The following is a 14219-nucleotide window of genomic DNA, read 5'->3' as shown; positions in this document are numbered from 1 at the left end:
CGCTCAGCCGACGCCCAGGTTCCTCAAGGATGGTCTGCTTGCTCAACCAGTGGGGATCGTGGAACGTCGACATGGTCCTCCTCCCCCGGGGCTTGGTGGCCCAGCCGGGCTGCCATCGGGATTGGCTAGCCGGCCACCTGCAACCATGACAATGAGAGCGCTTCACCGGAAGACGACGAAGGTTGACGTAGGTCGACAGGCCAGGTCTACCCACTCTCACGACGGCGTCCGTCCCGTGGTGCGACACCTCGAACGGCATGGCGCCTTCACCCGGACCGGCGCCAACGGGCTGCGGCAAGTCGACACCGCGGGCCTGGCCACCACCGTGTTCGACCACCGCATGAGCCAGGAGAAAGATCCGCAGCTCCATTACCACGTCGTCGTGTCCGCGAAGGTCCGCACGCTGGCACGCGACGGTGAACCCACCTGGCTCGCCCCGGACGGTAAGGCGCTATACCAGGCGAACATCGGCGCCAGGGTCGCCTACGAACGCGCCCTCGAAGGCGAACTCACCCGCCGCCGCGGCGTGCAGTTCACCGCGCGTCCGGGCTCCACCATCCGCGAGATCGTGGGCACCAGTCGCTGAGCGGCGAACTTGAGAAAAAGCTGGTGAGGCAGATCTAACGCGCCGGCCCACGCTGGTAGAGCTGGTACTGGTGATGCCCCGTTGGCAGAGCAGGTACCGCTGATGCGGACTTCCAGCCACCGGTCGTCCGCTCGGATACCGGATTCCACCCGTTTGCAGGTGCGCCGGTTGCCATCTGGTTGCCCGGCCACCCCGTTCGCCGGATCAGCTGCTATGCGGCATATCCGTACTTTTTTCTTCATGTCGTTTGGTGGGGAGTGGACTGCGTCCAGCGGGTCCCGTGCGGTTGCGGAGTCGCTCGTTTCGGGTCGCGGGATGTGGCCGCGGCGGACGGTGGCCCTGGCGTTCGTGGCGATTGCCGCGGTGCTGGTCAGCTTCGCGCCGATGGTGCCGGCGTGGGCGGCCGCCCTGACCCTGACGAACCCGGGCGCGCAGTCCAGCCCGACCGGGCTCCCTGCCTCGCTGTCGCTGACGGCGGCCGGCGGGACGGCGCCGTTCTCCTGGTCGGCCACAGGACTCCCGACCGGTATGAGCATCAACTCCGGTACGGGTGCCGTCTCGGGTACGCCGTCGGCCGCCGGGAACTCCTCCGTCGTTGTGACGGTCCGCGACGCGGCGGCCATGAGCGCGACTGCTTCCTTCGCCTGGGCCACCGGTGTGGTGGTGACCAGCCCGGGTGGCCAGGTAGGCCCGACCGGGGTGCCGTACTCGAAGACGCTGGCCGCCCGCGGCGGTACGGCCCCGTACGTGTGGTCGGCGACCGGGCTGCCCGCCGGGTTGTCGATCGATGCGGCGACGGGTGAGATCTCGGGTACGCCGACGACTAAGAGCAGCCAGACGACCAAGGTGACCGCGATCGACCGGGCCGGTGTCGCGGGCAGCGCCTCGTTCAACTTCGCGACCGGCGTGATCGTCACCTTCCCCGGCACCCGGGGCAGCGGCACCGGCAGCCCGATCGCGCCGCTGCCGATCCAGGCCGCCGGCGGCACCGGCGCCTACACGTGGACCGCGTCCGACCTGCCGCCGGGGCTGTCCGTCGACGCCGCGACCGGTGTGGTCACCGGCACCCCGACGACAGATGGCGCATTCGCGGCGAAGATCACCGCCACCGACTCGACCGGCATGTCCGGCGCCACCGGCTTCACCTGGAACGTCGCCCCCGCCGCCGTGGTGAGCGACCCCGGCGCGGTGCACGCCACCACCGGCATCCCGTTCTCGCAGCAGATGACCGCGGCCGGCGGCAAGGCGCCCTACACGTGGTCGGCCACCGGCCTGCCCGCCGGGCTGTCCATCAAGTCCGGCACCGGCCTCGTCTCCGGCACCTCCACCGTGGCCGCCGCCGGGCCGGTGACGGTCACCGTCACCGACGCCCTCAAGATCGCCGGTACGGTGACCTTCCCGCTCACCGTTGCCGCGCCGGTCAGGATCACCGAGCCGGGCAACCGCAAGGACGCGATCGGTAACCCAGTGTCGGTGCCCTTCACCGCGACCGACGGCACCGCCCCGTACACGTGGGCGGCGACCGGTCTTCCCGCCGGACTGACGCTCGACGCCGCCACCGGTGTCGTCACCGGCACCCCCACCACGCTGGCCACCCACACGGTGACGATCAGCGTCACCGACACCGGCCTGCGCGCCCACTCGCTCACCCTCACCTGGACCATCGTGCCGCCGATCGTGGTGGCCAATCCGGGCGGCCAGGTCGGCCCGACCGGCGTCGAGTACTCCAAGACGATGACCGCCAGCGGCGGCACCCTGCCGTACCGGTGGACCGCCACCGGGCTGCCCGCCGGCCTGTCGATCGACTCCGCCACCGGTGTCATCACCGGCACCCCGACCACCGCCGGAAGCCAGACCACGAAGGTCACCGTCACCGACGTCGACGGCGTCACCGGCAGCCTGTCCTTCAACTTCGCGACCGGCGTCATCGTGACCTACCCCAGCAGCCGTGGCAGCGCCACCGGCACGCCGATCACCCCACTGGCGATCAAGGCCGCCGGTGGCACCGGCACCTACACCTGGACCGCCACCGGCCTTCCGCCCGGCCTGAGCATCGACACCGCGACCGGTGTCATCACCGGCACCCCGAGCACCAACGGCGCCTACACGACCAAGGTCACCGCCACCGACACGGCTCGCGTCTCCGGCGCCACCAGCTTCACCTGGACCATCGCGCCCGCCGCGGTCATCGCCGACCCCGGCCAGGTCCACGCCACCACCGGTGTCGCGGTCTCCCACACCATGACCGCCACCGGCGGCAAGCTGCCCTACTCGTGGTCGGCCAGCGGCCTGCCCGCCGGGCTGTCCATCAACGCCAGCAGCGGCCTGATCTCCGGCACCCCGTCGACCGCGACCACGGGCACGGTCAAGGTCACCGTCACCGACGCCCTCAAGATCGCCGGTACGGTGACGTTCCCGCTCACCGTCGCGGTCCCCGTCAAGGTCACCAACCCGGGCACCCAAACCGACCCCGCCCGCAGCCCCGCGTCGGTCACGGTCACCGCTACCGGCGGTGTCGCGCCCTACACCTGGACCGCCGCCGGGCTGCCCGCCGGGCTGAGCATCAACCCGGCCACCGGCACCATCACCGGCACCCCCACCACCGTCGCCACCGGCCCGGTCACCGTCACCGCCACCGACAGCGGCAAGCGCACCAACGCCGCCACCTTCACCTGGACCATCGGCCAGGCGCTGACCATCACCACCCCCGACACCGTCGACGCCACCGCCGGAGTCGACATCAACGTCACCGCGACCGCGTCCGGCGGCACCGCCCCCTACACCTGGACCGCCACCAGCCTGCCCGCCGGCCTCACCATCCAACAGAGCACCGGCGCCATCACCGGCACCCCGGCGACCGCCGGCGATGCCACCGCCACTCTCACCCTGACCGACGCCGAGGGCCACACCACCGCGAAATCCGTCGCGTGGCACGTCGCGGCCGCCCTGGCCGTCATCGACCCGGGACCGCAGACCGGCACGACCGGCGCCGAGGTGACGCTGACCGTCGCCGCCGGCGGCGGCACCGCCCCCTACACCTGGACCGCTAGCGGCCTGCCCGCCGGACTCACCATGAACCCCACCACCGGGGTCATCTCCGGCGTGCCGACCTCCGCGACGGCCACCACCGTCACCATCACCGCGACCGACGCGGGCGGCCGTACCAGCAAGGTCTTCATCTCCTGGAACGTCGCCGAGCCACTGACCGTGACCGACCCCGGCGCGCAAGAGGTCACGGCAGGGGCCGCGGTATCGCTGAACCTGTCGGCCCGCGGCGGCCACGCACCGCTCACCTGGACCGCCACCGGCCTGCCCACCGGTCTGAGCATCGACGCCGCCACCGGGGCCATCACCGGCATTGCGACCACCGCGGGAACGGCCTCCACGACGGTAACCGTCTCGGACACGGCGGGGAACACCGCCGAGGTGTCCATGGCATGGACGGTCCTCACGGGCTCGACGGAGGTCGCCATCGACGATCCCGGGACCCGGTACAGCGTGACCAGCAGCAATGTCTACCAGCCCCTCGTCGCCCACGGAGGCACCGCACCCTACACGTGGACCGCCAGCGGCCTTCCCGACGGCCTGACCATCAACGCCACCAGCGGCGAGATCACCGGAACGGCCTCCGGCAGCGCGCTCGTCACCTACGTCAGGGTCTCCGTGAAAGACGCCACTGGCGAGAGCGACGTCATCGGATTCACCTGGCGAATCGAAACCGGGCTCTTTATCGGCGCCGACGACGACCAGACCACTGTGCAGGGCGCATCAGTGGCCTTTCAACCCCCGATCATCGGCGGCACCGGCGACTACACTTGGTCCGCCTCGGGTCTGCCGCCCGGCCTGACGATCAACCCGACCACCGGCGAAATCACTGGCCGCCCGACCACCGTCGGCGACGCCTGGGTACATCTGTCCGTTACCGATTCTGCCGGCGAGTTCAACGACAACAACCTCTACTGGACTGTCACATCCCCCAGCGGCGAAGAGCCCCTTCAGGTCTATCCCGTCGACTGGGAATGGTCGGCCGACATGGGCGTCGCCGTGGCGTGGCCATTCGAAGTCCCGAATGGAACAGGCCCTTATGTCTGGACCGCGACCGGTCTGCCCGACGGGCTCAGTATCAACGCCAGCACCGGTGAGATCACCGGGACGCCCACCGCGGGAGGCAGCAACACCACGACGGTGATTGCAACCGACGCCGAGGGACGCAGGGGAAGCTTCACAATGGGCTCGTCGGTCCGAAAGCTCGACCTGCCCTCGGCCCCTCTCATCACATCGCCCACTCACCCAGACTCGGATATCCCTTATGCGGGGACCACCTTCACGGCGACGTGGTCGTCGGAATGGATGGTCGACGGCTACAGCGTCGTCGTGGACCAGTCACCCACCACGGAGCCCGACACCACCGTCGACACAGATGGAACCAGTTACACCACGAGTAAGCCCGACGGCACGTGGTACCTGCACGTGCGCGCGCACTCCGTCGCGGGCTGGGGGGAGACCAGCCACTTCTCCTTCACCGTGGACTCGGCCCTCGCTCCCCCGACACCCGTCGTTGACGTCACCGCCACCGCGGTCGGGGCCCAGACCGCCGAGCTGAGCTGGTCCGCGGTACCGCGCGCGGAGAGCTACGGCGTCTACCGCGACGGTGATTTGATCGCCACGACCGCCGGCTCCATCAGCTTCACAGACCGGCTCCTCGACGACGCCACCACGTACCGGTACGAGGTCACGGCCATCAATGCCGCCGGTGTGGCATCCGCGCCCAGCGCCACGGTGACGGTTACGACGGTCGCCGCTCCGGTGACCACCGTCAACTACGCCCGCTGCGGCGGGGTCGGAGCCGGTTGCGCCTACACCGCCTCTGTTCCGGCGGACGACGCCCACCCCGACACCAACACCGCCGCCCTGACCGACGGCGTGCTCGGACAGGTCTCGTACGGCCCTGCCTGGCAGGGCCGCAACGGCGCCGGCCGGTACTCGTTCACGGCCGACCTCGGCGCCGTGAAGCCCGTCAACGAGATCAGCACCGGGTGGTTGCAGGCCAAGGCCGACTATGCCCAGCTGCCCGCCACGGTGACCTACGCGGTTTCCACCGACGGCCAGGCCTACGCAACGGTGGCCATCGTCGCACGCCCCGCCACCTCCGACAGCAACCAGCGCAAGGTCTACCGCGCCATCGCCCTGGACACCAACGCCCGTTACGTCAGGGTCGACGTCGACGGTGGAAGCGCCTGGACCTTGGTCGACGAGCTCGAGGTCCGGGGCAATGCCCCTGAGGGACGGCTGAGTCTCGCGGATCCCGGTTCCCCGGCGAGCGCTGTCGGCATCGACGTGTCGCGCACGATCGCCGCCGCCGGCGGCACGACGCCGTACCAGTGGGCCGCGCAGGACCTGCCGCTCGGCCTGACCATCAACGCCCAGACCGGCACCATCAGCGGTAAGCCCACCGTCGCCGGGGCGTTCGTGTCGACGGTGACGGTCACCGACGCCACCGGTGCCCAGGTCCGTACCGTGCCCTTCGTCTGGGAGACCGTCCAGCCGTTGGTCGTGTACGGCGGAGTCATCCTCGACAGCGCGCTCGGGAAGCCGCTGTCAAAGAAGATGACGGACGTCATCCGCCCCGAGAACGGTGGCGGGGTGCGCACATGGTCGGCTACCGGGCTACCGAAGGGCCTGCACATCGATGCCGCCACGGGTGTCGTCTTGGGGACGCCGGTCGCTGTGGGCGACTTCCCGGTACGCATCACCGTCACCGATACGGCAGGCAGTAAGGCCACCGGCGCATTCGACTGGCGTATCGCCAAGACGATCCTGTTCACCGTTCCCAACCAGGTCAGTCTCGTCGGCAAGCCGGTCTCGCTGCAGCTGACCGCGACGGGCATCGACGGCGCGATGGGATGGATGTCCTGGGACGAGTACTTCTCGAACCCCCTGCCCGAGGGCCTGTCCCTCAACCCGGACACCGGTCTGATCAGTGGCACTCCGACGGTCAAGGGACGTACCGACAACATCGTCCTCGAGGTCTACGACGTCACCGACCGTTGGGGGCGCGCGGCTCGCGCCCCGGCGTTCTCCTGGACGGTCACCGATCCGGTAGAGGTCACGGTGACCGAGGACCGATACGTCCGGAACCTGGAAGGCGAACGGGTCAGCGTCCAGCCCACCGCCAAGGCGGGCACCGCGCCCTACACCTGGTCGGCGACGGGTCTGCCGGAAGGCCTCGCCATCGACTCCAGGACCGGCATGATCTCCGGAACGCTGGCCAAGGTGGAGTCGGAAGGCTACCGGTACGGACCCTCGGCGGAGGTCACCGTCACCGCCACCGACGCCGCGGGTCTCAAGGGAGACCAGACCTTCAGCTGGGCCATCGACTCGATCGTCGCTCCCTACGTCAGTGACTACGCGATGGATTCCGTCCTCGTGTACGTCAATGGGAAATACGGCGACGGCTACAGTCTGCGCATCACCGATCTGACCGCCGATCAGGTCCTCGGGTCCTGCCCGATGACCTGGTCGGACACCTTCACCAATGGCTGCGAGAAGTATCTGTCGTACAAAGCCACCGGATCGCACCAGCTCAAAGCGGAGCTCTATCGGGAAGACGGCGGCGTCATCGAGGACGCCGCAGTGTGGACTATGCCCTTTATGTCGGAGTCTCTGGGCCACAGCCTCTATGTCACCGGGACGGAGATCAGGTATCCGTCCACCGACGCGGTCGAGGAGGTCACCCTTTCCGCTTACGTCAACGAGTTCCTCAACCCCGAGCCCTACTTCCTCGACATCGTCGACACCACCACCGGCGAGACTCTGATCTCCTGTGGCAGCGGCTCCAAGTGCGCGGTCACGGTTCCCAACGCCCGGAGCGGCCACCTCATCGACGCGGTACTGCATGATCGCGTCAACGCTCCGATCAGTGTGAAAGCCTTCTGGGGCGGGCGTGGGGCGGATTTTTCCGCCATGACGCTGAACTTGCGGTATGACCAGTACCAGCGAACCTTCTACGCCGAGACCAACCGGCGCAAAGGCTGGCCCTGGGACGGGATCGTTCTCTACGACCTGACCGAGGACACCACCCAGCTGCCGGGACTCGGCGCCAAGGTGTGCAACCACGCCTACTGCAGCTGGTGGGGAAGGTTCGATCCAGGTCACACGTACGCCGCCGCGTACCTGCCCCTATGGTCCAATGCGGTGTCCCTGCCTCTCCCACCGCCTCCGCCGCCGGCGCCGCTGACACAGCGAGAAGTGCAGGGTGGGCAGAATCCGTCGCAGAACGTCACGCAGGCGTGCAGCTGCGACCCGGTGAACACGTTGACCGGTGAGTTCTTCGACACCATCACCGACGTCGCGCTGCCCGGTAGCGGTCCGGCGCTCGACGTGAGCCGCACCTACTCCAGTGCGGCGAGCGAGACCGGCGGTCCCCTCGGTCCCGGCTGGTCGCTCAATCACGGTGCCGCTCTGGAGTTCTCCGACAACGCCGGCGCGGGACAAACGGTGACCGTCAAGCAGGAGAACGGCTCCGCTGTCACCTTCACCGCCACCCAGGACGGGCAGTATCAGGCCGGGCCGAGGGACTTCGCCACGCTCGTGCGTGACACCGATGGCAGCTGGACGTTCACCCGCCGGGCGCAGGAGGTCATGACCTTCAACGCCGCCGGTCGGCTGACCACCAAGCGCGACGTCCACGGCAACGCCCTCACTTATGGCTACGACAGCGACAACCGGCTCACCACGGTGAGCGGCTCCGGAGGGCGCAAACTCGCCTTCACCTGGACCGGTAGCCACATCACGGCGCTGCGGGACTCGGCAGGGCGCAGCGTGCGCTACGGCTACGACACCGCCGGCCGGCTGACCGGCGTGGTCGCGGTCGACGGCACGGTGACCCGCTACGGCTACGACAGCGGCAACCGCATGCTGTCCGTCGTCAAGCCCGGCGGCGGTTACCTGGTCAACACCTACGACAATGCGGGCCGCGTTGTCAGCCAGAAGGACCAGCTCGACCAGGTGACCAAGATGGCTTACAGCCACGCCTCGGTAGGTACCGCCGGCTCTCGCAGCACCACCATCACCGACCCGGACGGCACCGTCACGATCAACGAGTACACCGACGGCTACCTCACCCGCAGGACCGCCGCGGCCGGCACCGCGATGGAGCAGTCCTGGTCCTACGAGGTCGACAAGGCGGGCAACACGACCTCGGTCACCGGCCCTCTCGGCAAGGTCGTCACGTCGGTCTTCGACGCGCAGGGCAACAAGGTCAGCCAGACCGACGCCTTGAACCGCACCACGAAGTGGACCTACAACGCGCTCAACCAGGTCACGTCCGTCACCGATCCGCTGGAGCGGACCGTCGTCAACACCTACAACGCCGTCGGTGACCTGCTGTCCATCAAGAGTGCCGGCGAGCACACGCGGCACTTCACCTACAACCCCGATGGCACCCTGGCCACCGAGGAATCCCCGGGCGGTGCGCTGACCAAGTACGGCTACAACGAGGCCGGACTGCGCACCTGGACCCGAGCACCCGACGAAACCCTCACCAAGGTCACCTACAACAGCGCCGGACAGCCGATCGCCACCACCGACGCCACCGAACGCACCACCACCAGCACCTTCGACGAGGTCGGCCGGGTCCTGACGGTCACCGCACCCGGAGACCGGACCACCCACTACACCTACGACGCCGACGGCAACCAGATCAGCGTCACCGGCCCCGACCACAGGACGACCACCACCACCTACGACGCCCTCGGTCGCGTCACCTCGGTGACCGCGCCCGGCGAGGGGACCACGACGACCAAGTACACCGCTGGTGGACAGATCGACGAGGTCTCCGGTCCGGCCGGCAAGACCAGCTTCAAGTACAACGCGCTGGGTCTGCGGACCAGCGCCACCGACCCCAATCTGAAGACCACCAAGTACACCTATGACGCCGCCGGGCGGCTGCTCAGCACGGAGCTGCCCTCGGGCGCCACGACCAAGACCGCCTACGACGCCGCCGGTCAGGTCACCAGCACGACCGACGCCAACGAGAAAACCACCACCTACACCTACGACGCGGCGGGGCAACTCACCGCCACCAAGGACCCGCTGGGCCGGGTTACCAAGCAGAGCTACACCGCCGACGGGCAACTCGACACTGTCACCGGCGCCGACACCACATCGACCATCAAGCACAAGTACGACGATGACGGCCAGCTGGTGACGGTGAGCGACCCCGACGGACACGACACGACCTACGCCTACAACGACGCCGGGCTGCGCATCACGCGTACCCAGCCGGGCGGCCTGATCACCCGCTACACCTACGACGACGCCGGCCGGCCGGCCACCATCACCCAGCCGGACGACAACACCATCACCTTCACCTACAACGAGGCGGGCGACATCCGCCGCATCGAGCACAGCGCCGACAGCACCACCGACGTCGTCTACGGCTATGACGACGCCGGTCAGCGCACCTCGATGACCGACGACACCGGCACCACCACCTACACCTACGACAACGCCGGACGCCTGGCCCGCAGCGCCCGCAGCGTCGGCGACAGCGTCGGCTACCGCTACGACACCGCGGGACGCCTCACCGACCTGACCTACCCCAGCGGCGACAAGGTCACCTACGGCTACGACGCCAAGGGCCAGATGACGTCCGCCACCGACTGGACGGGCCGCACCACGGCCTTCGACTACAACGTCGACGGCAACATGATGGCCCAGCGCACCCCGAACGGGGTGACGAGCAGCTACACCTACGACCGCGTCGGCCGGCCGCTGTCCATCACCCACGCCAAGGGCACCTCCACCCTCGACACGTACAGCTACACCTACGACGACGCCGGCCAGATGGCCACCGACGCCGCAGGTTCCTACGGCTTCAACGCCCTCGGCCAGCTCACCACGGTCACCGGGGCGGACAGCGCCGGCAGCTACGCCACCAGCCCGGCCGGCAACCTGACCGGCCTGGCCGACGGCACCGCCCTGCACTACACCGGCCAGCAACTCACCAGCGCCACCCGGCTGGGCACTACCACCGCCACCTACTCCTACGACGACAACGGCGCCCGTACCGTCACCACCGCCGGCGGCAAGACGACGCAGTACCGCCACAACGACTCCGGTGCCCTCACCGGTGTCACCGCCGCCGACGGCACCCGCACCGACTACACCATCGACGGAGGCGGCCTGCGCCGCACCCGCACCCACGACGGCGTCACCACCGCCTTCACTTGGGCGAACCTCGGCGGCATGCCCGTCATCCTCGACGACGGTATCCATCGCTACCTGTACGGCCCCGACCTCACCCCCTACGCCCAGATCGACGACGACGGCACCACCGAATACCTGCACACCGACAACGTCGGCTCCGTCCGGCTCATCACCAGCAACACCGGCGCCGCCACCGGCCAGAACACCTACGACCCCTACGGCAAACGCCTCACCCACGGCGGCGCCAGCGACAGCGCCATGGGCTACACCGGCGCCTGGACCGACCCCGACACCGGACTCGTCCACCTACGCGCCCGCGACTACGACCCGGCCACCGGCCAGTTCCTGTCCATCGACCCCATCGTCGACCAGACGCTTCTGCCCTACGCCTACGCCGAGAACAACCCCCTGCAGAACACCGACCCGACCGGCCTCTTGTCCATCAGCGGCGTGCTCAGCAGCGCATGGAACATGGTCAAGCCAGGCGTCGAAACCGTCGCCCGGGCCTACAACGAATTCAACGTCGGCGTAGCCGACTCCCTAACCTTCGGCCTGAGCACCAAGCTCATCGAAATGGTCCGCCCCGGATCGACCTGCAAACTCAAGAACAGCGCCTGGTTCAAGGGCGGACGTTTCGCCGGCGACGTCGCCTCCCTGGCGGTACCCGGCATGGACGTCGTCAAGGGAGCACAACTCGCCTACAAGGGCTACAAACTGGCCAGAGGCGTCTCCGGTACCGCCCGCGGCACCAAGGCCGTCAGTGGTGCCGGCCGAAGCCTCGACAGCTGCCCGGTGCCGTTCCGCAGCTTCGCAGGCAACACCGGCGTTCTCATGGCCGACGGCACCCGCAAACCGATCGCGGACGTCCGTGTCGGCGACACAGTGCTGGCCACCGAACCCGAGACCAACGAAACATCCGCTAAGACCGTCACCGCCCTCTGGATCCACGAGGACACCGTCCTCGACCTGATCATCGACGGCGAAGCTGTGACCACCACCGAGGATCACCCGTTCTGGAACATTACCGACCAGCAGTGGCAAGACGCCGCCGAACTCGACGCCGGGGACCTGGTACGCACCGCCGACGGCCGCACCGTCCCCACTGACGGACTGCGCCCCGACTCACAACACACCACAACGGCCTACAACATGACCGTCGACGGCATCCACACGTACTATGTACTCGCTGGCAACATGCCGGTCCTCGTACACAACTGCGGTGGGGCTACGTTCGTGGCAGACGCAAGCGGGACCGTAGTACCCAGAAGTGCTTCGCGGCTAGAGTCGGGATTGCAGGGGGCAGTCGACGCGGGAGAGGCGGGATTCAGCACCTTCTCTACCCGTTCGGCAGGTACGGGCTTCCAACTGCCGGACGGCAGCAGGATCCGTATCATGCAGCCTTCAGCCAACGGAAATGCCGGGCTTCGAGCCTCGTTTACTAATGGCGCCGACGCGCCGGTAAGTCCATTCACGGGTAGGCCAATACAGCCGCCGAAGGGTGCAAATTCGAAGCTATATGTCCGGTCTCGGACGCACATTGATTTGGAGCCATAGCGTGGCATGGTTAGAGGACGTCAGGGCGTTTCTCCCGCTCACGATCGCAGCCGTCGAGGCGGATCTTGATGGCGTCTGCCTCGGCGGGAGCTACTGGCGCCTACGCGTGAACACCAACTGGCATGCTTCTGCAACGAGCCTTACTGCAACCTCTCCGTCGATTTCACAGGATGTCGCAGAGGCTCGCGCCAGCGGATCGAGCACCGGCGCTGAGCCGACGAGGACGGTTCTTGATGATTTCATTGGAGATAAAATCGTTCAAGTAAGCACGCTGCCTCGAGACGTTGGGCTTGATCTGCGTTTGAGTACCCACGGCGGCCGCATCTTTGAAATAATTAGTGACTATCCCTACGGAGAGTGGCTATTTTCGGTATGGCGTCGTGGAGACGAGCGTCAAGTTCCTGTTTTTGATCTCGAAGGGCCTGTGGCACCTGATCTCATCTAGAGCCGACTTGTTTATTCACCAGCCAAGCATCCTCGATGCCACAAAAGGCATCGATACCAAAGGCCAATTCATCGCGCGCCCCAAGTCCCGATGGGCTTGCTTGAAGCCGTCTGAGTGGTGACATCCCCGTCTCGTCAGCCTTGCCTGCGTCCTGATCTGCTAGCGCCGACTAATTAGCTGGACCAGCTACCGAGCGTGTTAGGAACAGTTAAGCGACTACTGCTGAGCCGGTCGACGGGCGCGGCGGTCTGCGCGACGATGCGGGGCCGTTGGTCTGCCAATTTCTACGCGATCGGCGGCCTGAACGCTTCCGCGTGGCTATCCGGCGAGTCCGATCTTGACTGCTAGGTCGGTGGCTCGTCGACGGAGGACAGCGGGGCCGGCGAGGATGTCGGAGACCATGTGGCGGGCGAAGGCGTTGTAGCGGATGGTTTCCGGAGCGGCGTCGTAGGCGCGGGAGAGCAGACCGAGAGCCTCAGTGTGCTCTCGGTTGAGGTGATGTCCGCGAGCCACCTCAATCAGGTGCCGCGCGCGTCGGGGCCGCGACGGGATGGCGTCGGCCTGAGCGGTCGTCGCCATTCGGACGGCGTTGTCGCCCTTGTGAAGCTCGACCTCCAGGGTCACCGCGTGCGCGATCATCACAGGCTTGGAGAAGCTCGTGGCGCGCTGGTAGTAGCCGTCATGGAAGCGGCGCACGACCCGGTCGGCCTCATCCCAGGACCGCCATGCGACCCCTGCTCGACCGGTGCGGGCAGCGGTGAACGCCGCGGCGGCGTGCAGCGCCCCGTACATTGCGAGCAGGTCCTCACTGGCGTCGGCCAAGTGAGGATCCAGGGCGGCCAGGACGTCCTGGTTGACGCTCTGGGCGGTGTCCCAGTCACCGGCGTCGCGATGCGCTTCGATCGCGAACCAACTTGCCTGGGCCAGCGCGAGCGGATCGCCAGATTCCTGAGCGACCAACAGCGCCCGGTCGACCACGCGCCAGAGCAGGTCAGCGGCGGGTTGATAGGCCAGGAACATCTGGGCCAAGCCGAGGACGTCGGCCAGCTGAGCCTGAGCGCGACGCCGGTCGTCGCCGGAGTAGGTGCGGGCGGCGAGCTGGGTGTCGCGGATCAGGTCAGGCAGCAGGCTACCGATCACGGTGCGGTGATCCGGTGAGGCGTGCCGGGCCCGCCATGCCATGGTCAGCCGGGCCTCAATGTGTTCGAGCGGCGGGGGTGGTTCATGGCCAAGGGCCGGCCACTGGTTGAGCGCGTGCCGGATCGCCGGCAGTGCGGGGTGCGCTGTGCCGGGAGAGAGGACAACCTGCTCGTCGACCGTGATGAGCGCCTGCACCGGGACTCGCAATGCCGTGGCGATTTGCCCGAGCGTGGACGCTCCTATGACCGGTCAAGAGGTTGACGGTGTGGTTTCGAGGCGTCGGTA

At 67.8% G+C, this 14219-nt stretch carries 4 protein-coding genes; 3 read left to right on the top strand and 1 reads right to left on the bottom strand.

The window, feature by feature from the left end; all coding sequences use genetic code 11:
• Positions 1-145 precede the first annotated feature (145 nt).
• The 3 genes from IEY99_RS23655 (at position 146) to IEY99_RS23645 (ending at position 12794) form a co-directional block, all read left to right on the top strand.
• The gene (locus tag IEY99_RS23655) at positions 146-586 is read left to right on the top strand and encodes a relaxase domain-containing protein (protein ID WP_308427080.1); all 441 of its coding nucleotides are present in this window, start codon (positions 146-148) and stop codon (positions 584-586) included.
• A 315-nt stretch (positions 587-901) separates the two neighbouring features.
• Positions 902-12349 (top strand): putative Ig domain-containing protein, encoded by an 11448-nt coding sequence (locus IEY99_RS34975; RefSeq protein ID WP_189206255.1) that lies wholly within the window; start codon positions 902-904, stop codon positions 12347-12349.
• Position 12350: 1 nt separating this feature from the next.
• Positions 12351-12794 (top strand): hypothetical protein, encoded by a 444-nt coding sequence (locus IEY99_RS23645; protein WP_189206254.1) that lies wholly within the window; start codon positions 12351-12353, stop codon positions 12792-12794.
• A 318-nt stretch (positions 12795-13112) separates the two neighbouring features.
• Here the strand turns inward: IEY99_RS23645 and IEY99_RS23640 are convergent, their stop codons facing one another.
• Positions 13113-14129, bottom strand: a complete 1017-nt coding sequence (locus tag IEY99_RS23640; protein WP_189206253.1) for an XRE family transcriptional regulator — start codon at positions 14127-14129, stop codon at positions 13113-13115.
• Between the last annotated feature and the right edge of the window lie 90 nt (positions 14130-14219).

The sequence above is a fragment of the Couchioplanes azureus genome, from assembly GCF_014648355.1.
GTDB classification, from domain to species: domain Bacteria; phylum Actinomycetota; class Actinomycetes; order Mycobacteriales; family Micromonosporaceae; genus Actinoplanes; species Actinoplanes azureus.
This window is presented reverse-complemented; position numbering and strand designations above follow the sequence as displayed.